Genomic DNA, 24,162 nt, shown 5'->3' with positions numbered 1-24,162 from the left:
GCGCGGATTGCGCCCGCGAACCACAGAGCTGACACGTCCCGATGGAAAATCTACACGCAAGGGCTTGCCCCCGCTTGCCAGACCTTGCTCGCCCCGCGAACCGGCGCCGGGCGGCGGAAAGGCTCGCATCCGGTCTTGCCGCCGCGCTGGCGGCGGCCTGGGTCGCTCCCGTACACGGCAAGCAGGCGTTCTTCGACCCCCAGATGATGTTCCAAGGCGCAGGCGGCACGGCCATCGACACCAGCCGCTTCGAGCGCGGCAACTTCATGGAGCCCGGCCTGCACAAGCTGGACGTCTACGTCAACGGCCAGTGGCGCGGCGTGGAGGAGGTCCCGTTCCGCCTCCTGGCCGGCAGCGACGGCACCACGCCGTGCTATGACAGCGCATTGCTGGCGCGCCTGGGCCTGGACGTCGACAAGGCCGCGCGCGGCGAGGGCATGCTTGCGCTATCCGCTACCGCCGCCTGCGGCGAGCTGTCGCGCTACGTGCCCGGCGCGCAGGTCAAATTGGAGGTGGCCGAACAGAAGCTCTATCTCACCGTACCCAAGTACTATCTGCGCATCTCCACGCCCGGCGTCTACGTGGATCCGTCGAACTGGGACTTCGGCGTGACCGCGGCCCGGCTGAACTACAACAGCAATCTCTTCACCTCTGAAAGCCGCGGCACACGCACCACGCGCGGTTATGCGGGCCTGAATGCCGGCATCAACGTGGGCGCATTCCGGCTGCGCCACTACGGCAGCGCAACCTGGTCTCCGGGCCACGGCGCGAACTATCAGCGCGGCTATACCCATCTGAAGACCGACGTACCGGCATGGAAGGCGCAGCTGTTGATGGGAGAGAGCTCCACCGACGGCGACCTGTTCGACTCCGTATCGTTTCGGGGCGTGCAACTGGCCAGCGACGAACGCATGCTGCCCAGCGCGTTGCGTTCCTATACCCCGGTTGTCCGCGGCACGGCCAACAGCAATGCCCAGGTATCGGTGTATCAGCGTGGCTACCTCGTATACGAAACCACCGTGGCGCCCGGCCCCTTCGCGCTCGAAGACCTGCAGGCGGCGGGATATGGCGGCGACCTGGACGTGCGCATCGTGGAGGCGGACGGTAGCGCGCGCAGCTTCGTCGTGCCCTTCGCCACGACAGTCCAACTGCTGCGGCCCGGCACCAGCCGCTACAGTCTGACCGCGGGGCGGGCGATAGATCTGGGCCTGGGCAGCAGCTCACAATATTTGCTACAGGGCACGTTCAAGCGCGGGCTGGGCGACATGTACACGGGTTACGGCGGCCTCGCTTTCACCCGGCACTATGGTTCGGCGCTGGCTGGCGCCGCCGTGAACACCGCGCTGGGCGCATTCGCGGCCGACGTCACGCTATCCCGCGCCGAGCTTCCGGACGAAGGCACGCGGACGGGCGCCAGCTACCGCCTGTCGTACAGCAAGAACCTGCCCAATAGCGGTACCAACTTTTCGCTCCTGGCCTACCGCTATTCCACCAGCGGCTTCGTGGGCTTGCGCGAGAGCATCGCGCTGCAAGGCGCGCCGCAGCGCTACCGCTGGTTCGGCGACGTGGGCCGCACGCGCGGGCGGCTCGACGCCAACATCAGCCAGCAACTGGGTGTCAACGGCGGGAACGTCTATCTATCGGGGTCGGCCATCCAATACTGGCAAGGCCGTGGCAACACCATCAACTTCGCGCTGGGCTACAGCAACCGTTGGCGCGACATTTCCTATTCCTTCGGCGTGCAGCGCATGCAGAACCTGGCCACCCGCAATTCCTACCGGGGCGGCGGCCGCGACAATTCCACCCTGGTCACCGTGAACCTTTCGATTCCCCTGGGGCGGGCCGAGCGCGGCGCCCCCACGCTCAACAGCTACTACAGCGCCGATTCCCGCGCCGGCGCCAACTTCACCACCTCGGTCGCCGGCTCGATGGGCGAGTCCGACCGCGGCACCTATTCGGTATCCGCGTCTCATGCCAGCCGCGAGAACGCCAACTCGGCAAGCGCAAACATCGGCTACCGGCTGCCGCAGTCCTGGGTGGGAGCCGGTATTTCGCAGGGAGCAGGTTACCGCCAGGCGTCGCTGAACGCGTCGGGCGGGGTGCTTGTCCATGCTGGCGGCGTGACCTTCTCGCAGACGTTGGGGGAAACAATCGCGTTGGTAAGCGCTGACCACGCGGAAGGCGCGCAGATCGGCTACGGCGGCGACCGCCTGGACGGCCGCGGCTACGGCGTCGTCGCCAGCCTGAGCCCCTACCAGCTCAACACCGTCGACATCGATCCGCGCGACATTCCCGACGACGTAGAGCTGCAGGCCAGTTCGCGCAACGTGGCGCCCCGCGCCGGCGCAGTCGTGCTGCTGTCCTACCCGACCCGCGTGGCCCGGCCGGTGTTGATCGACGCCCGCCAGGCCGACGGCGCCGCGCTGCCCTTTGGCGCGGAAGTGCTGAACGCCGCCGACGGCAAGCCGGTGGGCGCGGTGGGTCAGGGCAGCCGAATCGTCATGCGGGTGGAGCAGGATCAGGGCCGCGTCATCGTGCAGTGGGGACCCGGGCCGCAGCAGCGCTGCGCCATCGACTACGCCCTGCCCGAGCGCGCGCGGCAACGCGCCCGGGGTTACGACGCGCTTTCCCTCACCTGCGCGCCGATGCCGGCGGACGGCGGCAGGCCTGCGGGCCCCGGCCCGGTGGCGCGCCGATGATGCGCCTTCTGCGCGCATGCGCGCTGCGCCTGGCAGCCTGCCTGCCGATGGCCGGCATGGCAGCCTGGGCGCATGCGGATCTGACCGTGACCGGCACACGCTTCATCTATCCTGCGCAAGCCAGGTCGCTAACGATACGCACCAGCAACTTGGGGGAGACGCCCATCCTGGTGCAGACTTGGCTGGATCAGGAGCAAGCGCAGGCGCGCACCGATCCCAGCAAGCTGCCCGTTCCTTTCGTGCTGACACCCCCGGTCTACCGGCTGGATGCCGGCGAGCGCAAGGCGCTGGAACTGCGCTACACCGGCGAACCCCTGCCGCGCGACCGCGAATCGGCATTCTGGATCAATTTCCTTGAAATCCCCTCGCTGCGGCTATCGCGCCGCAACCAGCTGCAGCTGTCATTCCGGCTGCGGATGAAGGTCTTGTTCCGTCCGCCGGAGTTGCAAGGCGATCCTCGGGAGGCCCCGGCGCAAGTCGCTTGGAAGTATCGGCGCACGGGTGACGTCGCGGCGCCATGGCTGCTGGAAGCGCACAACCCCACCCCTTTCCATGTGTCCCTGGCGCGGCTGGAGCTTCCCGCCGCGGCGGGCGTGCAACGCCTGGACGGCTTGACCTTGCCGCCCTACGCCACCGCCCGCTTCGCGCTGCCCGCCGGCCATCAACCCCAGGCGCACGCAAGCACGCTGCGCTACGAGGCCGCCGATGACACCGGCGACCTGATCCACGGCGCGGCAGCGCTCGCAGCCGCAAACTGAGTCCGAGCCGATCCCGGCTTCCAGGAGTACACCCTGATGAGCAAGCACTCTATTCCCGTACGCACCCGTACGATCGAAAAACCGGCACGGCCCGCCCTACTCCTGCTGGCCGCCGCAGTGGCATTGCCGTGCGCCCCGGTTCGCGGCGAACTGGTCATGAACCGCCCCGCCATCCATTGCAGCCAGTCGAACCAGGCCGGCGGCCCCTGGCGTGAAGTCTCGCCGCTGACCAGTTCCTCGCAGATCGGCGATGTGCTGTTCGAGCGGGGTGCCGGGCTATTCAACAATTTCCAGCTTGGTTCGGGCGTGGGAGCAGGCATCCTGCACGAACTGGTTGCCGCTGCGCAGTGGGGCCCCAATACAGGCGTGGCCGCCGACGGCACGGCGCAGACAAACGTACCCGGCATCGGGCTACAGGTATCCGTCATGGGCGCCGACGGCGTCGAAAGACGGATCAAACCCGGCGCGCTGCCCGTGGTCCTGGACAAGCGTCCTGTGTACTACGACACCGCCGGGTCCACGTCGCAGAAAAACTCCACCGTCACCGAGTACATTCAGCGCCTGGTACTGACCGACGCCGCGGCCAACCTGCCCAGCGGTGAACTGAAAGTGACGGGCGTGGACCCCAACATCACGCTGATGCTCTATGCCATCAACTACCCGCAGGGCGCGGTGAGCTACGGCGAGGCCATCCAGAACTTTCCCGTCTGGACACCGGGCATTACCGGCGTCTGCGGCAGCCTGCCGTTTTCCTACCAGGGCACCGGCGTCATCGGCATTGGCGGCGGCACGGGGGTAATCGTCCCCAACAAATGCGAGGTCGGCGCCTACCGGACGATCCCTGTCTCGCTGGGCGACCTGCCCCTCTCTCTGTTCGATACACCAGGAGCCACCTCGCCTGCCAAGGAATTCTCCATCGTGCTCACCCAATGCAGCGCCTCGGCCAAACCGACCATTACTTTTGCCGACAAGTACGGCCCCAACACCGATCCCCATGTGCTGAACCTGAAGCCCGGGTCTGAAGCCGCCGAGGGCATAGGCATCGCCATGATCAACGATACCGGCAAGGTCCCGGTCCGTTTCGGCGCCGCATATGACATGCAGCGCGTCGGCGACCAGGCCGTCCTGACGCTGCGGGCCCACTACATCCGAACGGCGCCGGTCGACGGAGCGGTCAAGGCCGGCATCGCCGACGGCAGCGCGGAGTTCACCTTCGAATTTCCCTGAGACCAGGGCGCCTCATGCCAACAGGGCCATGGACGCGCGCGCCCATGGCCCTGTTCATGCACTGTCCATCAACGCTCGACGATGCCGTAGTTCAAGCCCACCGGTGGCACCAGGGATGCCAGCCCCAACGTGCTGTTGGCGCGCATCACCCCGTAGTTCGCGCCGGCCAGTCCGCCATAGGTATGCTGAAGAGAGTTGGCGAAATTCACCTTGCCGCTCGCGCTGGAATAGGAAACCGCGCCCTGGTTGAGACCCGCGATGCCACCCAGGTAAGCCTGGCCGGCGCCTCCCACCTCACCGGCGGAAGACGACTGCAGGACCTCCCCCATGTCGCCGTTCTCTCCCACCACGCCGCCAACGCGGCTGCTGAAGCCACCGTAGACATTGCCGTTGGCCATCGCGGAAACGATCAAGCCCTGATTGGCCCCGACCAGCCCTCCGGCCGCGCTGTTCTTCCCGGCCGTCACGTTGCCGCTGGCGTTGACCGTTCCCAGCGTCCCGGTGTTGTAGCCGACCAACCCGCCGGCGTATCCGTAGTCTCCACCCGCAACCTTGCCGCGGGCTACGGAGGCCTCTATCGTGCCGCTGTTGTAGCCGGCCAGACCGCCGGCCCGGCCTCCATTCCGGTTGTAGCCGGCCTTGACCTCGCCACCCGCCTCCGCCGTATCGATGCGTCCATCGTTGGCGCCGACCAGGCCGCCCACATTGACGCCATAGGCGGCCGTCACATCACCCCCAGCCTTGACATCCAGCAGCAGGCCGCCGCCGCTGTTGCGTCCTGCGAAACCGCCGGTGGAGCCGCCGCCCTCGGCACTGACGCCACCTTCCGCGGCCGAGCCCGAAATGGTCCCGCTATTCACCCCCACCAGGCCTCCGGTGTATGCGCTGCTGCCGTTCTGCACCCGCCCGGTCGCAACCGAGCGCTCGATGTCGCCGCCCAGGTTGCTGCCCACCAGCCCGCCAACATTGAGGCCTGCGCCGGTGGCCTGCGTGTTCGCGTGGCTGGACGCGTCCGCAACCAAGCCGCGATTCACGCCAACCAGACCGCCCATGCCGCCCAGCTCATCGCGCTGCATCGCGCCCGATACGACATTGCGCGAGACGCTACGCGTAATGACGCCGCGGCTCGCCGCGGAATTCAGATTTTCACCTGCCAGCCCGCCTATGGCGATCGTGTGCGAACCTGCATATACGCTGCCTGCAACGGTGGCGCGGTCGATACTGCCGCCGGCGTTGGTGCCCACCAGACCGCCCACCACGTTACGGTGATACGAACTGCCCTTCACGGACATTCCGGCCGTGGACACATTGACGATCTGGCCAGAATTGCGGCCCACCAGCGCGCCCACCGACATGGATGCCGCGCCGGTGGCCGGCGCATTGACAGTCATCGACGCCAGGTTGACATTGCTGATGCTGCCGGACGACGCGGCGAACAAGCCCACGTTGGGACCGGCGCCGCTGACCGAATAGCCGCCGAGCGTATTGCCCAGACCGTCGAACGTGCCGGAAAAGATGCCATACGGACCGCCTATCGCCTGGATCGAACCGCGTCCGCTCAGGTTGTTGCCCAACACGTACAAGCCGCTCAGATTGCGGTCGATGTCCTGCAGCTGGGCGAGGTTCTGGATCACCGCGTAACGCTGGCCATGGGCGCTGAACGACGCGCCTGCGCCGGACAGCGTGATCGCCGCCCCCTCGCCCAGCACATGGCCTCCCGGCGCCTGCATGGACAGGGCGCCATTGACGCCGCTAATGGCAGTCTTGCCGGCAAGCGCGATTTCCCCGCCGGCGGACATGGCGATGGCAGCGTTCTGGCCGGTTGCGGCCAGGTCTCCGTTGACCGCGATATCACCCGCCGCAACCAAGCCGAGCGCGTTGCCGCTGTGCCACGCTATCGGGCCATTGAGCGCGACGTCACCCGCAGCGCCTTCCAGCACGATGTTGGTGGCCGCGAGGTTGCTGGCGACGGTGTCCGCGTGCACCGTGACGTTTGCCGCCGTGGCGTTAGCGCCCACCGTCACCTCTGACGACGCGATGCGCCAGGTTCCGCTATCGCCGTTCAATGCCCGCGCATCGACCTCGGCGCCGAGCCGCACGGCCACCTGCTGCCCGCGTATCTCTACCTCGCCGCCGTTGCCATGCGAGGCGAGCGCGCTGGCATTCATCTTGCCCGCAGCCACCACCAGACCGTCACCGCCGCCGTCCAACGTAATCTTGCCGCCTTGACCCTGCAGCGTCTTCGCTTCGATGATGCCCTGACTGTTGACCACCGTGCGCAAGGCCGCTCCCGCGGCGCTGGCCGTCATCAGCACCTGCCCGCCGTCGGCGCTCAGCATGCCGCCATTCTCGGCCAGGGCGGACAGCGCGGCGCCATCCATCCGCAGATCGAGCAAGCCATTGCCGTCGAAGTTCACGGTGAACTCTCCGCCGGCCGCCAGCGCGATCCGCCCCAGCCGCGCCCGGATCACCCCCTGATTGCTGACCTTGGCGCCCAGCAGCGCGACGCTGCCGCGGTCGCGCGCGGCAATCACGCCCTGGTTCAGCACGGAGGCCTCCGATGACCCCGTGAAGCGATAGTTGCCCGCGTTGAAATCGGCGTCGGAAAGCTGCTTGGTCGAGGCGACCAGTCCGCCCACGTTGACCTCCGCGCCCTTGCCGAAAACAATGCCGTTGGGGTTGACGAGGAAAACCTGACCGTTGGCGTCCATGCGCCCCAGGATGGAACTGGGCGACAGGCCATTCACACGGTTCAGCGCGATCGAGCCGCTGCCGGGCTGGTTGAAGGTGACGCGTTCGTCCGCGCCGATACTGAAGCTGTTCCAGTCGATGATCAGCTTTTGCGTATGCTGATTGATCGACACCTGTTTCTGGTCCAGCGTGGCGTGGATATCGCCTATTCCGTTGCCGGCCGCGATTGTTCCGCCCGTCGGCGCGGCATGCGCGCAAGACAGGCCCGCCAGGCCGGCGAGGGCCAGCACGGCAACGCGGCCGCGCCTGCCGCTCCCGGCTTTTCCGCGGCGGCGCGCGGACTCGCGCGCCACGTTCCAGCGTTGTCTGGCCTCGTTCCATACCAGTGCATATGTCTTGTTCATGATTGCCTCGCAAGAATGGCGGATCCGCCGCAATGGCAGGCCGCGCCGGTTAAGAAAACTGCGCGCGTGGTGCGCCCGAGTCAGAAATAGCGCGACGCCTGGAGCCAGAAGCGGGGCTCCCGGTCGGATTCCGTGGCGGGCGGCTGCCGGCCCATCGGCCAGGCGACGCTCAGGTTCACCTGATGGCTGGCGCCGTACTGCGTGACGCCGAGTCCCGCCGCAGCCAGGCCGTTGTGGTTGCGGCCGGGCGTCCAGCGGCGTTTGCTCAGGCGCACGTTGCCCCGGTCGGCGAAGGCGCTCAGTTGCCACCCGGGAGCCAGTTGGTAGCGCAGTTCGGCGCCGGCCAGCCAGCCCTCGTCGCCGCTGGCCGCGCCCAACGGATAGGCGCGCACGCCATAAGGCCCGCCCAGGCTGAATTTCTCGGAGCTGTCCAGGTTCTTCGAAGCCCACTGCGCATCCACCCGCGCATACAGCTGTAAGCGGCCAGTGAGCTGCTGCAAGCGGCTGATCGAGATATTGGTCCTGGCGAACCAGCCGGCGGCGCGCACTGTCTGGCGGTCCTCGCCCTCGGCCTGTGGATCGCCCAGGCGCAGCCGGCCTCGGCCATGCGACAGTTGCAAGGCGGTCCGTCCTCCGCCGAACCATCCGTCCTCGCTGCTGCCGGCCAGGGCCAAAGTCCATAGCCCGATACGCTTGCGGCTGCTTACCTCGAAGAGATCCATGCTGTCGACCAAACGCTTGCGCTCGTGCTGCAATTGCAGGCGCAAGCTGGCGTGGCGCGAGCGCACCAAGGGCTGCTGGATGAACACGGTCGACACGTCGGCGCGGCCGTGCGCCTCCAGAGGGCCGAAACGCCTGCCGAGTTCGTACCGCATGCTGGACACGCCCATGCCGACGCGCGTGGACCGGGAGCCAAGTGGAAGCTGATAGGCGGCGTTGTAGTAGCGCTGGCCGCCATCACTCCCCAACAGCCGCAGATTGAGCTGGTCGCCCAGGCGCAGGGGGTTGTTGACGCCGATGCTTCCGCTCAGCCGGTACTCGCCTGTGTAGTAGCCGCCAAAATTGTCCGCGTCCAGACTGCCGAAGACGAGCGGTCCCGCTTCGGCGTCCACCAGCAGGCTGGTGGTCCCGGTTTCCGCACCAGGCTGCAACGTACCCTTGACCGCCACGCCGGGCAGGTCGCTCAACAGCAGCAGCGCGCGCTCCAGCTCGCCGGCCTGCACCGCCTCACCCGGACGCAGGGCGGAGAGCGCCTGCTCCAGCACGGCATCGCGGACCCGCGCGCGGTTCCGCAGGCCAATCTCGCCATATCTGCCCTCCAACACGGCGATGCGCACGATGCCCGCATCGATGGCTTGCGGCGGCAGATAGGCGCGCGCCAGCACATATCCCTGATCGTGGTAATAGGCGGTGATGCGATCAGCGGCGGCGCGCAGGTCCGGGAACGTCAGTGCCGCGCCCGTCAGATCGGCCAGCACCGCCTGCAATGTCGCTGCGTCAACGGCGTGGTTGCCTTCGACATGGAACTCGAGCACCCGGACGGCGGGGCCTGCGGCCGCAACGCCGGACACGGCTGCAGGCGGCTGCGGCTCGGGCAACTGCACCTCGGGAGCCGTGTGGCCCGAAGGCATGGCGGGCAAAACCGATTGCAGGTCACGAATGGCGCGCCCCGCATCCGGGATCTGCGCCCGCAAAGCGTCCGCACACAAGGCCATGGCCAGCCCCGCGCCCAGCGCGGCCATCCGATAGCGCGCTTTCTCCCCTTTCATCCCCCATCCCCCCGCTCCTTGCCGTTCTTGCACGGGAAGCGCTCGTCCCCGACCGGCTGACGCGCCGGCCATGCCGGGCGCTACTCGTCTTGCCGGCAGAGTACGGAGCGGACGGGTGTGGAACTGTGGGAAGACTACGAAAGCGGAGTCGTACTTCTACGATTTGGCGACCGCCCGCCGCGCAGCGCGATTGGCTGCGGTTGCGGCAAGCGCCGTACTTTAGTACTCCTCCTATTCTTTCGCGAGGACGCCGTCGGTAATATGGCTGCAAGCGGCATAGTCACAGCCGCCGCGCACATACAGCGTTTCAAACGTCTGCTTGCGAAACTTGGCGGCAATCGCCATGGACGCACGGCAGTTCCGCAGCAGGCTCTGGATGAACGGGAAAAGAAACATGTCACACGGCCGCATCCGCGTCATCATTGCCGACGACCATCCCATCGTGTCCCTGGGCGTGAGCTATGAGCTCGCGCGAGACCCGGCCATCGAAGTGATCGGCTGCGCCAGGAACTCCACGGACCTGGTGGCCCTGCTGGAAACCCAACCCTGCGACGCAGTGGTATCGGACTACGCGATGCCGGGCGGCAAGCACGGCGACGGGCTGGGGCTCATTGGATTTCTGCGGCGACGCTACCCGGCGCTGCGAGTGGCCGTGCTCACCATGGTCGAGCATCCCACGCTGCTGCGGGCGCTGCTGGCCGAAAAGAACCTCTGCATCCTCAGCAAGGCGGATTCAACGCGCCATATCGCCGAAGCGATACACGCGATGAGCCGCGGCCGGACCTACTATTCGCCGACCGTGAAGGACATGATCATCCGCGAATCCCTCTCGGCGCAACAGCCACGGTTGACGCGGCGAGAGGCAGAGATCATCCGTCTGTTTTGCGCGGGCGCCACCATTACCGAGATATCGCAGATCTCCAGCCGCAGCGTGCAGACGGTCAGTTCCCAGAAGCGCAGCGCGATGAGGAAGCTGGGCATCGAACGCGACGCGGACCTGATCCGTTACGGCTGCGCTGCCCTGCCAATGACCGACGTGACGCTACCCGAAGCGGAGGATGAGAATGCGGCTGAATCTCCGGCGGCGGCTGCGCTTGCCTCTTGTTCAATGTCGACACGCTGAACGCGACCGAGCCCGAGTGGCAGCCGCTTGATCCATGTCAAAACCGCCGGTACGCCTTTGCGCCACGCCTGTCGGAAAAATGTTCAAGTAACTGCGCCCGCCCCCCCTGAAACCTGCAGCGCCCCCATCCACGACCGCATGCCGGCGCCACCTGACACGCATCCCCCGCGCCTTGATTCGACTACGCCACCGCCTGAGCCCCTCGCGGCTCGACACCGTGACGCGCTTTCGCCGCTATCAGCGCTGGCAGAGCCTGGGCGGCGGCGTGCTGATCACGGTCGCGGTGCTGCTGACCTTCGCCCTGGAAGCCAAGACCACCGCCGAAAAATATCTGGAGTACGTGCGCCAATCGTTCGTGGCCGAACACGCCGTGCTCATGAAGGAAATCTATACGCGCGAGAACGCCTTCCGCATCAGCCAGGCAAGCGCGGAGCTGATGTGGCGGGAAGCGGCGCCCTTTGATGCCGCTCAGATAGCAAAGTACCGCAGCCGGGGCGAAGAGCTGCTGGTGGAGTCCGACGAGGATTCCCGCTCTCAATGGATATTGGGTTCGGGCGGCGGCCGGGTGACGAACGGTGCGACAGGAAAGTTCTTCAATCTGGCCGAGCAGATCGGCCGCATTCCCTCAGGCGGGCCCGCAGCCCATGACAACTCGCTGGCCTCGTTCTTCTTTGGCGTCAATGGCAGCATCGCCGGCCTGGTTCCCGCCCCCGAAGCAGCGGTCCGCCAGCGGATCCTGGCGGACCGCGACCGCTACCTCGCCCTGCTGACCGGCGAAGTCAGCCGGCGCATGCTGATCGCCACCGATGCCGGCACCGACACATGGCGCTCCTTGCGCTGGATCCCTCCCGTCGCCAATCCGATCACGGGCAAGCAGGTATTCCGCATCGGTGGAACCATACTGGACAAGGGCGTGCCCGTCGCCGTGCTGGTGACGGAGTACTCCCCGCTGCAACCCGGCGCTTCGCAGGCAGTGAACCGGCAGGCGGGCGACTTCGCCATCATGTCCGCCAGCGGCCAACTCATCGCTGCATCGCCGGGCGCCGGTGCCGGCGACGCTCAGGAAATGGCTCCGGCCGCCGACCTCGCCGATATTCCTGCCGGAACGCGCCAGGAAAGGACGCGCTCTGGCCAGTTTTCGATTTCGGAAGGATTGGGGCCCACGGACTGGGTGCTGGTCTTTACGCTGGACTGGAGCAGCATCGTCAATGCCATAAGCGCACAGCTGACCACGCCCGCGATCATGACTGCAACCACGCTGGCGTTGATATGGGCGCTGCTGCTCTACTTCGAGCTGCGCGTGGTCCGACCCTTGATGAACCGTTCCAGGCTGGCGCTGGAGAGCGAGCATCTCAACCGCACGCTCATCGAGACGGCTCCCGTGGGCCTGGGCCTGATCGACGCTGCCAGCGGCAGTCCGCTGCTGCACAGCCCGGCCATGGAGAAGATGACCGCGCGCGTGGGCGTGGGAAAATTCAGCCTTTCGGCAGAGCTGGCCAATCGTTATCGGCGGCGCGCCAGCGCACCCACAGGGAAGCGCGACACGGATGTGGTCGAGGAAGACCTCTCGTTCGTGGCCCGCGATGGCACTCCCGTCACCTTGTCGGTCAGCATGGCAGGCGCGCGCTACCGCGGGTCGAACGTGGTCGTGGCGGCGTTCATCGACGTCACCGAAAAATACCAGCTAGCCCACCGCCTGCGCGAAGCCAAGGCCGCCGCGGACCGCGGCAATGCCGCCAAGTCGGCCTTCCTGGCGGCGATGAGCCATGAAATACGCACGCCGCTGCACGCCATCCTGGGACACCTGGAGCTGCTCTCGCGCTCGCGCCTGGCGCCGGTCCAGCGCAACCGTCTCGAAACCGTGCGGGCGTCCTCGGGACTGCTGCTCGCCACGATCAGCGATGTGCTGGACTTCTCCAAGATCGAGGCCGGCGAACTCAGCCTGGAGCAGGCGGAGTTCGACCTGCTCGAAGTCACCTCGCACGCTCTGTCCATGTTCGCGCCCCAGGCCCAGGCCAAAGGACTGGCCTTGCTGGGCGATCTGGGCGCTGCGCTCAGGCAGCCAATGCGAGGAGATGCCACCCGGCTGGGACAGGTCATTCACAACCTGCTCTCCAATGCCATCAAGTTCACCGACCAAGGCAAGGTGGTACTGCGTACCCGGACCGACGCGGCCGGCATCGCCGTCGAGGTCGAGGACACTGGCATGGGCATGACGGAAGAACAGGCGCAGAGTGTCTTTCGCGCTTTCAGCCAGGCCGACGCGACCATAGGCCGGCGCTATGGCGGCACGGGCCTGGGGCTGACCCTGTGTTGCCGGTTGGTGGAGGCAATGGGCGGCTCCCTGTCCGTGCGCAGCGAACCTGGAAGCGGCAGCCTGTTCGCGTTCTCCTTGCCGCTGGGCATCGAAGCCCGCGAGGCCGACAGGCCATGGTTCGCCGGCGAGCAGGTGTTGCTGCTGGCCGCGCGCGACAACTGCCGTCACCGCCTGGAAGCCATCCTGCGGACCTGGGGACTGCGCGTCAACGCCCGCCGCCATCCATCCGAACTGGACGAAGATATGCTGGACGAAGCGACGGTTCTCATCATCTGGGGCGACAAGATCGACTGGCAGCCGGAGGACGAAGACAGATTGCTGGACGAATCTTCATGGGTGATCGATTGCGGCATGCTGGGGCCCGCCACGCCGCAGGACACGGGACGCAAGCTCAGCGTTTCCATGTACGGGCTGCATGGCCTGGCCTCGGCCCTGCGGCATGTGCTGCAGGACATGCCTCTCGCTACCGCGGCGTCCACGCCCGCACCGCGGCATTCGGTCCGTTCGTTGCGGGTGCTGGTGGCCGAAGACAACGCCGCCAACCGCGGCCTGTTCGAAGAACAGTTCAAACTGCTGGGCTGTGAAGTCGATCTTGCGGAGGGAGGCGCGCAGGCTTGCGCGCTGCTGGCATCGCAGCGCTATGACGTGCTGGTCACCGATCTCGCGATGCCCGGCATGGACGGCTACGCGCTGGCCCGACAGGCCCGATCCATGCGGCCGGACATGCCCGTCATCGCTGCCACGGCCTGCGTGACGAAGCACGAGCGGCAGCGCTGCTGCAAAGCCGGCATCGCGCGGGTGCTGACCAAGCCCCTGCCGCTAGCCGAACTCGAACTCGCCTTGCTGGACGTGTGCGGACAAACCGGACCCGGCCCGCGGCAAGCCCCGGAGGCGGCCGACAACGGTCCGCAGGCCTTGACCGGCGGACGCGCCTTTCCCCCGGCACTGCTGCGCACGCTGGAGCAATCTTGCTCGCAGTCCCTGGACACCATCAAACGCGCTGCCGTCGACGAGGACAGCGGCCGCCTGCGCGGCGAACTGCACGCCTTGCGCGGCATGCTGGCCATTTTCCGCCTGCCCGCGCTGGCCGAACAGTGCGCTCAGCTGGATACCCGCCTGAACCAGCCAGGCGTGCGCGGATCGGCAGACGCGGTGGCGCGCATCTGCGACGACGTGCTCGCCGCAGTGAAAAGCGCCGTGGCCATGCCTGATGCCCAGCCGGCCACTGAGCAGGCTTGACCCCTGTTTGCGCCGCGCGTTCAAGCGATACCCGATGCCGGCACGCGCGCCGGCAATTGGTCCGCGGGCCGGGTTGCGAGCATGGCGGCCAGTTCCCGCCGCTTCGCGGCATGACCCGGATCATCGAAGAGATTGTCCATCTCGTCCGGATCTTCCGTCAGGCAATACATCTCACCCGCGCCGCTGCCCAGTTCGACGGTCAGCTTCCAGTCGCGCGTGCGCACGGTGCGCAGCTTCAGCTCCACGCCGCAGCGCGATGCCGCCACATCCCATTCGCTCAAGGCGAACTCGCGGGAGGCATCTCCGCCTTCCAGCAACGGGCGCAAGCTGCGGCCGTGTTGCGGCCCCAAGGCCGACGCTCCGGCGTAGTCGCAGAAGGTCGCGGCGAGGTCCAGCGTGGAAACCGGGTCTTCCACCCTTCTCCCGGCCGCGATGCCAGGGCCGCTGGCCACCATGGCCACGCGCAGCAGGCCTTCATATGGCATGGGCCCCTTGAGCATCAGTCCGTGGTCGCCCAGCCATTCGCCGTGGTCTGAGGTGAAGATCACGATGGTGTCCTGATCCAGCCCGTACTCGCTCAGCGCCTTCATGATGCGCCCCACCTGATGGTCCACCAGCGAGATCATGCCGTAGTAGTTGGCGATGATCCGGCGCAGCGCCTCGTCCGATTGGGTCGGCATGCGCGAGAAATTCTGCCGCACCGCCTGCACTTCGGCATTGCCCATGGGCTTGCTCTCCATGCTGGCCCTGTGCCACCAAGGCCGGCGATCGTAGTCGGTGACGCGATGGCGCGGCAGATCGACCTCGTCGGGATGGTGCAGGCGCGACCAGGGCTCGGGGCAATCGAAGGGGTGATGGGGATCGGGGAACGAGGCCCACAGGCAGAACGGCCGGTCGCGATGCTCGCGCAGGTAGTCGATGGTGCGATCGCCGATCCAGGCGGAGTTGTGCCAGGCTGCGGGCAAGGCGGAATTGAAGGTCTGCGGCGCGCCGCTGGCCGGCCCCAGGTCGGTCTCGTACAGCTGGTTGCGCAGTTCGCCCAAGCCGTCGCCGTAGTGCCAGCGCGAATGGTTCAGGCCGCCGGGCAACGGCGTGGGCAGCCAATAGTTGTGGCCCTCCACCACCAGCTCCACATGCTTGAAGCCCATGTACGGCCCCGCCCAGTCCGGTCCCATGCCAGCCTCGCTGTACTGGCATTCGGGCCGTCCGGTGGCCTGGAAGGTATGGTGCGTGGAGAAATGCGCCTTGCCGATGAAGCCCGTGTCGTAGCCGGCAGCGGCGAGGCTGCCAGCAAAGCCTGCCTCGCCGGCGCGCAGATCCAGGTCGATGCCGTTGTCGCAGACGCCATGCGTCAGCGGCAGCAGGCCGGTCAGCATGGAGGCGCGCGAAGGCTGGCAGACGACGTTGGGCGTTATGCAGGCCGCGAAATGCGTGCCCGTGCTCGCCAGCAGGTCGATGTGCGGCGTCTTGACCCGGCGTCCCGCAAAGCCCAGGCAGTCGCCGCGATGCTGGTCGGTCGTGATGAGAAGAATGTTGGGGCGTTTCATTGCTGCTTGCTGGTGGCGGTCTTGATGTCGGAAAGCACGGGCGCGAGAACACGGGTGTCATGGGCGATGCGTTCGCTCAAGCCCAACCCGTCCTGATCGCCCACGATCATGCCCTGGGCCTGCATCTTGTCCCGGACCTCTGGACTCTTCAGGACGGTGGCCACGGCGCGCTGCAAATCGGCCAGCACCGGCGCAGGCGTGCGCGCCGGCGCGAACAGGCCGAACCAGCTATAGAACGTGAAGTCCTTCACTTCGTCCTTCACCATCGGCAGGTCGGGCGCGCCCGCGATGGGCGCGGCTCCCGCATTGGCCAGCCCCTGCACCTTGCCGGCCTTGATCTGCGGCACGGCCGTGCTGGCGACGATGAACATCAGATCGACCTGGCTGCCCATCACGCCGACAAAGCCCTGGGGCGCGGCCTTGTACGGCACGTGCTTGAGCGAGATGCCGGCCGCGTGCTCGAACAGTGCCATCGCCAAATGGTGAGTCGAACCCGGGCCGCCGCTGGCATAGGTGATGGCGTCAGGCCGGGCGCGCGCCTGCTCCAGCAGTTCACGCAATGACTTGAATGGCGCTGTAGGCGCCGCCACCAACACGTATTGCAGGGTCGCCAGCGTCGCGACGGGCGCGAAGTCCTCGGTGCGATAAGGCACGTCCTGCATCAGGTAAGGCACTGCCGTGAACGAGGCGTCCGGCCCCAGCAGCAGCGTGTAGCCATCAGGCTTGGCGCGCGCCACGGCCTGGGCGCCGATGACACCGGCGCCGCCCGCGCGGTTTTCCACGATGACGGGAACGCCCCATTGTGTGGACATTTCCGCGGCGACCAGGCGTCCGACCACGTCGGCCGCGCCGCCGGGCACCGAGGGCACCACCAGCGTGACGGGGCGGTCCGGATAGGCCGCGGCCGCCGCCAGGGGAACAGCCAGAGGTACGGCCAGGCTCAGGGCAGCCAGGGCGCCGCGCGCAAGTTTCAGCATGATTGTCTCCATCCTGCGGCTCGCCTCATTCGCGGACGGCTCGCTGGCAATCATCTTCGGCCAGCCCATCATTCCAGTCCAATGATATATTTTTCACTTTCCATATCAGAGTTGATATGTAGAGATGAGCCCTCCCGACTCCGCTGCTCCCCTGCAGCCAGGCTGGTATCTGCGCGGCCGGCTGCGCCTGCGCCATCTACAGCTCATGCTGTTGCTGGACGAAGTCCACAACGTGGGCATGGCGGCGCAACGCATGGCCACCACCCAGCCCGCCGTGTCGCGCATGATCGCGGAACTGGAGGACATGCTCGGCGCGCGGCTGTTCGACCGCACGCCCAAAGGCACTTTCCCCACGCCCCACGGCGACTCCCTGATCCGCCATGCGCGCTGGGTGCTGGGCGACCTGGAACGCATGAGCGGCGAATGGTCCGCCGCGCCCGACCTCGACGTGGAAACCATCCATGTCGGCGTCAACTCCGCGGCAGCGGCTTACCTGGTGCCGCGCGCGCTGCTGCGTTTCGAACAGCAGACGGCCAACGTCAATGTGCTGGTGCGCGAGGGTTCACTGGAAGCGTTGATGCCGGACCTGCACACCCGCAAACTGGACTTGCTGGTCGCGCGCATGGGCGCAGCCGCACGCACGCCTGACACCCTGACGCAAGTGCTGTACGAAGAGCCGATGTGCGTGTGCGCGCGCAGCGGACATCCGCTGATGGATGTAGCCCAGGTTTCCTGGGCGCAACTGGCGGCCTATCCGTGGATCATGCCGCCGCGCGGCAGCCCGGCGCGCATCGGTCTGGACATGCTGTTGCAGCGCCATGGCCTGTACCCGCCTTCACGCATCGAATCAGCGTCGGCCCTGAACAACATGATGTTGATGGCCAACAGCGACCTGCTGTCGCTGCTGCCCCGCTGCGTCGCACGGCACGCCGCCGGCGGCCGCGAAATCGCCATCCTGGATATAGAACTGCCGCCCGTGTTCGGCCCGCTGGGCATCGTGCGGCACAACAGCCTGGACTTGTCGCCGCGGATGCGGGATCTGATCGAGTGCCTGCGGGCCGAGGCTGCAGACGCGGCGGCGCCGCGCTGAGCGCATGCGGGACGCGTGGCGCGCGCCCCGCATGAAAGGCTAGCCGACGCGGCGCGCGGTCAGCCACTGCGCGGGCTTGAGCGCCTTGTCCACGATGCGTATCTCGCCAATGCTGCCGAAGAAGCCGTCGGCGCGCTCGCCGTCCCACGAACCCGCGCCGATCACCCAGGGCATGTCGGCGGCCAACGTCGCCAGGCCGGGGGCATTGCTGACATTGCGCAATACCGGCGCGCCCTCGATGTACAGAATGGTCTCGTGCGTGTCGGCGTCGTTGACCACCGCGACGTGGAACCATTTGTCCGCAATGATCTCACCCGACCAGTTGGTCTTGCCGCCGCGCTCGCCCGCCACGACCGGCACGATTTCCCACTGGATCTCGCGCAGACTGGACACGGCGAAGATCAGGGGCGGAGATTCCGGATCGCCGCCATTGAATCCCGCCAGGTCGCCGCGCTTGCCGTCGCGCGTCATCACGTTCATCCAGGCGTGCTTCTGTGCGCTCCAGTCCCGGTCTATCTTCAGGAACGCCTCGACCGTGTAGCCGTTGGGCACCGTGGCGCTGTTGATCGCCGCAGCCGCTTCAGTGGTGAAGTAGCTCATGCGCGCGGTGTTCTTGTCGGTGTTCAGGAAGCGCACCGAACCGGGCGCGGCGGACAGGTAGTGATGATCGTCCGACCAGACCAGGTCGCCTTCCTGCGCGCCCGCCACGCCGTCGATGTTGAGCGCCGCGCGGCGGATCGGATTCAGCCCGGTCAGATCCGCGACGGTTTCACCCACCTTGACGGGCAGGCCGGCCTTGCCGCCAAAGAAGCGCCAATGCGCCAGCGTCCCCGCCACCAGCGGATAGTCATTGCTGTCGGCGGCCGGCTTCTGTTCGACGGTCGCGGGATCCGTGTAGTTGGCCAGGATCAGCGCCGTGGCCTGTTCCACCAGCGAGGTGTGCGAGGGAGCCGCGGCCTTGAACGTCTTGTTGAAGCCGGAGAAGCGGCTGGCGAAGTCCATCTTGATGGTGAACTGCTCGTTGGGCGTGGTCAGCACCGCCTGGTCGAACGCGTTGAGCGTGTCCTTGGGCTTTTGCGGCACCCAGGGCGAGAACGACAGCACCCGGATCTCGTTGTTGCCCAAATCGAATTCGTACAGCCGCATCAGGCCGTTGCCGCCCTGATAGGCCATCTGGTAGTCCACCACCATTTCCTCCACCGCGTGGCCGTAGGCATTGGTCTTGGTCAGGCGGGTGGCGCCGTGGTAGTGGCCATTGAGCGTCATGAAGATCTGATCGTTGTCGCGGATCAGTTTGTCCCACAGCATCTTGCCGTAAGGAACTTCCAGCGGGCTGACGCCATCCTTGTCGATGTTCAGCAGCTGGTGGTTGATCAGGATGGCGGGCAGCGTGGGATTGGCGCGCAGCACCTGGTTGGCCCAGGCCAGGGCGTCGTTCGACGCGCGCCAGGACAGCGACAGCACCAGGAACTTCTGCCCTTCGGCCTCGAATACGTGGTACTCGTGAAAGCCGCTGGCGTCGCGGCCGCCGAAGGTGGCCTGCTGCTTGGCGCGCGTGACGCTGAAGTGCTGCAGGTAGGGTTCCTTGGCCAGGTCGCGCTGCGCGTCGGTGTTGGCCGACTGGCTGCTCTCGTCCACATAGTCGCGGTCCACGATCACGTCGTGGTTGCCCGCCAGGATCGAGTACGGCACCTTGGCGTCTTCCAGCACCTTCATCGCGGCGCTGGCCACCTTCCACTGGTCGGGTTTGCCCTGCTGGTCGACCACGTCGCCCAGATGGACCAGGAACGGAATATTGAGCGTCTTCGCATGCTCGGCTACCCAGCGCGTCTGCGCCTGGTAGGGCTCGCTGCCGTACTTGCGCATGAACTGCTGGTTCTCGGCGTCGGTGGCGTAACGCGAATAGAACTGCGTATCCGGCAGCACTGCTAGCGCGAAACTCGACACCAGGGCCGGTTGGGGCTTGCCGATACCGCCGTCGCCTTCATCGTCATCATCATCGCCGCCGCCGTTGCAGCCGCTGAGCAGGAAACTGCCGCCCATGGGCAACAACGTCACGCCCAAGCCCGCGCGCAGCAGGCTGCGCCGCCGGTTGTCGGGCGCCTGCGGCAAGGCATCCGCCACCTGCTCCACGATCTGCGTATTACCCTGGCCGTGCTTGCTGTCCTTCGTCATCTCTGCTGCCTGTTCGAAAAAGGCGGGAGTCTAGAGACGCGGAATGACGGCGGGATGACTGAGTCCGACACGCAAATGCAAAAAAGCCGGCAACGCTTGCGCGATACCGGCTTTCAGCCAAAGGCGTCGGGAAACACCTTCATGAATTCGACCACATGAGTGGTCGGGGCGAGAGGATTCGAACCTCCGACTCCTGCGTCCCGAACGCAGTACTCTACCAGGCTGAGCTACGCCCCGAGTCTTAGTACAACTCTTACTACTACTGACTTCGCTGCGCTCAGTGCAACCAAATCATCTTTCGCTTTCATCAACCGCCACGTTTCAGGCCACCGGGTTTCCCCAAATTTTTCGCCTAATTCGCTTAGCGATCTCTGTTCACCGCGAAAGCGCAGAATTCTAACAGAGATTTTTGAAAAGGGGAAATGGGATAAGCAGAAAGTGCTTTTCGGGCCAGATCCGCCTCGGCCACGGCGGCCTGGCGGGCATGTTCCAGGGCGTCCGTCGCCTGGATGGCGGCGGCCACGGCGGCGAAGTCGGCGTCGCCGGTCTTGATCGCGTCGCGAATCAGTTGCTGCTGTTCCGGGGTGCCCACTTCCATCACGCGGATCAGCGGCAGCGTGGGCTTGCCCTCGCGCAGGTCGTCGCCCACGTTCTTGCCCAGGGCGGCGGCGTCGCCGCTGTAGTCCAGCACGTCGTCCACCAGTTGGAAGGCGGTGCCGACGTGGCGGCCGTAGGCGGCCGCGGCGGCTTCCTGCTCGGGGGTGGCGCCCGCCAGCACTGCGCCCACCTGGGCGGCGGCCTCGAACAGCTTGGCGGTCTTGTAGCGCACCACTTGCAGATAGCGTTCCTGCGAGACGTCCGGGTCGTGCACGTTCAGCAGCTGCAGCACCTCGCCCTCGGCGATCACCGTGGTGGCTTCGGACAGGATGCTCATGACGCGCATCGAGTTCGCTTCCACCATCATCTCGAAGGAGCGCGAATACAGGTAGTCGCCCACCAGCACGCTGGCGGCGTTGCCGAACACCGCGTTGGCGGTTTCGCGGCCGCGGCGCAGGTCGGATTCATCGACCACGTCGTCGTGCAGCAGGGTCGCAGTGTGGATGAACTCGACCACGGCAGCCAGCAGTTGGTGGTGCGTGCCCTCGTAGCCCAGCGCGCGCGCCACCATCAGCACCATGGCCGGGCGCATGCGCTTGCCGCCCGCGCCTATGATGTAGTCGCCGATCGTGCGGATCAGGACCACTTCGGAATTCAGCCGCTCGCGGATGACCGCGTCGACGGCTTTCATATCGTCTGCAATGGGGGCAACAAGCTCGGGGAGATTCAAGACGTATCCGGGAGAGTGAAACGAGCCGCGGCGCGAACGCGCGCCGGCTCTTACCGCTGGGCCCGCCGCAGACGGCGGGAGGATTCGACCAAGGATTATACGGGGAGTGACGGACCGCGAGCCGTCATCCTGGCGGAATCGCCGACAGGAACGGCGCCCGGCGCGCCCTCCCTGCCCAGCGCCGTCTGGCGACGGCTCAGGTCCCTTGCCGCAACAGGCCGCGCCCGGCCAGATTGGCATAGAGCGCGCGCACCCCGAAGGTCCAGGGTTCGATCTCGGTGGCCAGCCGCACTTCGTTGACCAGCGCGCCCAGGCGCTCGGACGCGATCACGACGCGGTCGCCCAGCTTGTGGGTGAAGCCGGTGCCCGGGCCCATGCGGTCCTGGGTGGGCGAGAACATGGTGCCCAGGAACAGCATGAAGCCGTCTGGATACTGGTGATGCTTGCCGCAAGCCTGGCGCACCAGGTCCGGCGGATCGCGGCTGATCTCGCGCATGTGGCTCACGCCGTCCAGCACGAAGCCGTCCAGGCCCTCGATGCGCAGGGACACATCCGCTTGACGCACGCTGTCCAGGCTGAAGCCGCCGTCGAACAGGCGAATGAAGGGACCGATGGCGCAGGAGCCGTTGTTGTCCTTGGCCTTGGTCAGCAGCAAGGCGCTGCGGCCTTCGATGTCGCGCAGGTTGACGTCGTTGCCCAGCGTGGCGCCGACGATTTCGCCGCGGCTGTCCACCGCCAGCACGATCTCGGGTTCGGGATTGTTCCAGCGGGATTCGGGCAATACGCCGATTTGCGCGCCCGTCCCCACCGACGCCATGGGCGGCGCCTTGGAGAAAACCTCGGCGTCCGGGCCGATCCCCACCTCCAGGTATTGCGACCACTGGCCGCGCTCGGTCAGTTCAGCCTTCAGTTTGGCCGCTTCGGGCGAGCCCGGCCGCAGGCGGGACAGGTCCGAGCCGATCAGCGCCTGCATGCGGACACGGATTTCCTCGGCGCGGCTGGCATCGCCGCCGGCCTCTTCCTCGATCATGCGTTCCAGCAGACTGATGGCGAAAGTGACGCCTGCCGCCTTGACGGGCTGCAGGTCGCAAGGCGCCAGCAGGCGCAAGCCCTCCTGGCCTGCCAGGCTGGCTGCCATCAGGGCATGCACGTCGCCCAGCGACTCGCCGGCGGCGCTGGCCGCGAGCGCCACGCGGTCGGGACGGTCCAGCAGGTCCGCCATGGTGGGCGCGGCCGCCGTGATGTCGATCACTTCGCCGCGGCGCACCGCCACGACGCAGGGGCCATGCCCCGGCCGCCACACCCGCCCCACCAGCAACGCCTGTTCCAGATCGACGGGCAGCGCCTTTGCTTGGTCCATGAGTCTCCTCGCCTTGTTCGAATGATGTGCGGGGCAGTCTAGGAGACTTCCATTATCATGTCCAACATCATGAATTTATGTCCAATATATTGGACAAATAGAGCATGGCTACCGTACACGACGTCCCCGCCATCCGCCGCACGCACGACATCCTGCAAGTGCTGGCCGGCCGCAACACGCCGGTCAAGGCATCGGAACTGGCCGAATCCTGCCAACTCGCCCGCAGCACGCTCTATCTGCTGCTGGATTGCCTGGAACAGCGCCGCTGGATCGAGCGCCGGGATGGCGGCTATGTCATCGGCATCGAACTGATGGCGCTGGGCCATGCCTATCTGCGCCAGGACGGGCTGCAAGCGGCATTCCAGGCGGCCGCGGGCGCTTTCGTGGCGCGGCACAACGAAGTGGTGCAGCTGGCGACGCTGGATGGCTTCGATGTGGTCTACCTGGCCCGCGAGGACGCGCGCCGCCCCGTGCGGCTGGTGTCGGACCTGGGCCTGCGCCTGCCGGCGCACGCCTGCGCGCTGGGCAAGGCGTTGCTGGCCAGCCTGCCGCCCGAAGACCTGGCCGCCCGCGTACCGGATACGCTGCCGCGCGTCACCGAACGCAGTCTCGCCACCCGCGCCGCGCTCGACCAGGAACTGGAACAGGTGCGCAGCACGGGCCTCGCGCAGGATCTGGAGGAAGTGGCGACCGGCCTGGTCTGCTATGCCGCCTACGTGGGCATGACGCCGCTGGGCAAGCGGGTAGCCGTCAGCACCTCCATCCCCACCGACCGGCTGGACGAAGCCCACCGCCGCGACGTGATCGACGGGATTCAGCGGGTGGCGCGGGACATCGCCCTGCGGGTGATCCCCGGCGCTTGAAGCGCGCATGCGACACCTAAGCCCTTAGCCTGCAACAGCTTTTTGACTTTCTGAAAGTCCCGGGCTAATATTCCGGATTCGGTCAGCAATGCCCGAATTACGTCGGTTGCATTTGCGTCACCCCTCTGGGTGCCAAGGAAGGTTCAACTTTCCCAGGCATCAAGGCCTTTTTTCTTCCGCCAGGCTCTGGCGCCAGGAGAAGAAAGCGCCCCGCCAGAGCGGCAATCCCGCCCAGCAGGGCAGGCAGCGCAGATGGACCCATTTACCTATTTAAGGAATCCCCCATGTACGCGGTCGTAAAAACCGGTGGCAAGCAGTATCGCGTTGCCGCTGGCGAAAAACTCAAGATAGAACAGATACCGGCAGACATTGGGCAAGAAATCACCCTGGACCAAGTGCTGTCCGTGGGCGAAGGCGACCAACTGAAAGTTGGCACGCCCCTCGTCTCCGGCGCCGTGGTCAAGGCAACGGTTCTTGCGCAAGGCCGCCACGACAAGGTCAAGATCTTCAAGATGCGCCGTCGCAAGCACTACCAGAAGCGTCAGGGCCACCGTCAGAACTACACCGAAATCCGCATCGAAGCCATCACGGCTTAA

The 24,162-nt window shown here is 66.5% G+C and carries 15 protein-coding genes and 1 tRNA gene; 8 read left to right on the top strand and 8 right to left on the bottom strand.

Annotation, left to right across the window (positions count from 1 at the left end; genetic code table 11):
• Positions 1-74 precede the first annotated feature (74 nt).
• The 3 genes from N5C88_RS15600 to N5C88_RS15590 are packed head-to-tail and all read left to right on the top strand — an operon-like array spanning position 75 to position 4,684.
• Positions 75-2,699 (top strand): fimbrial biogenesis outer membrane usher protein, encoded by a 2,625-nt coding sequence (locus N5C88_RS15600; RefSeq protein ID WP_280015710.1) that lies wholly within the window; start codon positions 75-77, stop codon positions 2,697-2,699.
• Positions 2,696-3,457, top strand: a complete 762-nt coding sequence (locus tag N5C88_RS15595) for a molecular chaperone (protein ID WP_280015708.1) — start codon at positions 2,696-2,698, stop codon at positions 3,455-3,457. The genes N5C88_RS15600 and N5C88_RS15595 overlap by 4 nt, the downstream gene beginning before the upstream one ends.
• A gap of 36 nt (positions 3,458-3,493) precedes the next feature.
• On the top strand, positions 3,494-4,684 hold the full coding sequence (locus tag N5C88_RS15590; protein ID WP_280015706.1) for a fimbrial protein: 1,191 nt from the start codon (positions 3,494-3,496) through the stop codon (positions 4,682-4,684).
• Between the two features lie 68 nt (positions 4,685-4,752).
• Here N5C88_RS15590 and N5C88_RS15585 read toward each other — a convergent pair whose 3' ends face one another.
• The gene (locus tag N5C88_RS15585) at positions 4,753-7,779 is read right to left on the bottom strand and encodes a filamentous hemagglutinin N-terminal domain-containing protein (RefSeq protein ID WP_280015704.1); all 3,027 of its coding nucleotides are present in this window, start codon (positions 7,777-7,779) and stop codon (positions 4,753-4,755) included.
• Positions 7,780-7,859: 80 nt separating this feature from the next.
• Positions 7,860-9,548, bottom strand: coding sequence for a ShlB/FhaC/HecB family hemolysin secretion/activation protein (locus tag N5C88_RS15580; RefSeq protein WP_280015703.1), 1,689 nt, complete (start codon positions 9,546-9,548; stop codon positions 7,860-7,862).
• A 343-nt stretch (positions 9,549-9,891) separates the two neighbouring features.
• Here N5C88_RS15580 and N5C88_RS15575 point away from each other — a divergent pair, with 343 nt between their 5' ends.
• Positions 9,892-10,671: a response regulator gene (locus N5C88_RS15575; RefSeq protein WP_347881399.1), complete on the top strand. Its 780-nt coding sequence runs from the start codon at positions 9,892-9,894 to the stop codon at positions 10,669-10,671.
• A 172-nt stretch (positions 10,672-10,843) separates the two neighbouring features.
• Complete coding sequence (locus N5C88_RS15570; RefSeq protein WP_280015702.1) at positions 10,844-14,227, top strand: hybrid sensor histidine kinase/response regulator; 3,384 nt, start codon at positions 10,844-10,846, stop codon at positions 14,225-14,227.
• Between the two features lie 20 nt (positions 14,228-14,247).
• On the opposite strand, the gene N5C88_RS15565 is transcribed toward N5C88_RS15570, so the two are convergent.
• On the bottom strand, positions 14,248-15,774 hold the full coding sequence (locus tag N5C88_RS15565) for a sulfatase-like hydrolase/transferase (RefSeq protein ID WP_280015701.1): 1,527 nt from the start codon (positions 15,772-15,774) through the stop codon (positions 14,248-14,250).
• Positions 15,771-16,751, bottom strand: coding sequence for a tripartite tricarboxylate transporter substrate binding protein (locus N5C88_RS15560; RefSeq protein ID WP_280015700.1), 981 nt, complete (start codon positions 16,749-16,751; stop codon positions 15,771-15,773). Before N5C88_RS15560 ends, N5C88_RS15565 begins: the two co-directional genes overlap by 4 nt.
• Positions 16,752-16,875: 124 nt before the next feature.
• Here N5C88_RS15560 and N5C88_RS15555 point away from each other — a divergent pair, with 124 nt between their 5' ends.
• Positions 16,876-17,841, top strand: a complete 966-nt coding sequence (locus tag N5C88_RS15555; protein WP_280015699.1) for a LysR family transcriptional regulator — start codon at positions 16,876-16,878, stop codon at positions 17,839-17,841.
• Between the two features lie 39 nt (positions 17,842-17,880).
• Here the strand turns inward: N5C88_RS15555 and N5C88_RS15550 are convergent, their stop codons facing one another.
• The 4 genes from N5C88_RS15550 to N5C88_RS15535 form a co-directional block, all read right to left on the bottom strand.
• Positions 17,881-20,016 (bottom strand): LamG-like jellyroll fold domain-containing protein, encoded by a 2,136-nt coding sequence (locus N5C88_RS15550; protein WP_280015697.1) that lies wholly within the window; start codon positions 20,014-20,016, stop codon positions 17,881-17,883.
• A 160-nt stretch (positions 20,017-20,176) separates the two neighbouring features.
• Positions 20,177-20,253 (bottom strand) — tRNA-Pro (locus N5C88_RS15545).
• A 124-nt stretch (positions 20,254-20,377) separates the two neighbouring features.
• On the bottom strand, positions 20,378-21,343 hold the full coding sequence (ispB, locus tag N5C88_RS15540; protein ID WP_054457702.1) for an octaprenyl diphosphate synthase: 966 nt from the start codon (positions 21,341-21,343) through the stop codon (positions 20,378-20,380).
• A gap of 196 nt (positions 21,344-21,539) precedes the next feature.
• Positions 21,540-22,703 (bottom strand): fumarylacetoacetate hydrolase family protein, encoded by a 1,164-nt coding sequence (locus tag N5C88_RS15535; RefSeq protein WP_280015695.1) that lies wholly within the window; start codon positions 22,701-22,703, stop codon positions 21,540-21,542.
• Between the two features lie 104 nt (positions 22,704-22,807).
• Here N5C88_RS15535 and N5C88_RS15530 point away from each other — a divergent pair, with 104 nt between their 5' ends.
• Both N5C88_RS15530 and rplU read left to right on the top strand, forming a co-directional pair.
• The gene (locus N5C88_RS15530) at positions 22,808-23,566 is read left to right on the top strand and encodes an IclR family transcriptional regulator (RefSeq protein WP_280015693.1); all 759 of its coding nucleotides are present in this window, start codon (positions 22,808-22,810) and stop codon (positions 23,564-23,566) included.
• 284 nt (positions 23,567-23,850) lie between these two features.
• Positions 23,851-24,162, top strand: a complete 312-nt coding sequence (rplU, locus tag N5C88_RS15525) for a 50S ribosomal protein L21 (protein ID WP_006216228.1) — start codon at positions 23,851-23,853, stop codon at positions 24,160-24,162.

Source organism: Achromobacter sp. GD03932, from assembly GCF_029839485.1.
In the GTDB taxonomy this organism is placed as follows: Bacteria; Pseudomonadota; Gammaproteobacteria; order Burkholderiales; family Burkholderiaceae_B; genus Achromobacter; species Achromobacter bronchisepticus_A.
Note: the sequence above shows the minus strand (reverse complement) of the source record. Positions and strands in the feature narration are given on the sequence as shown.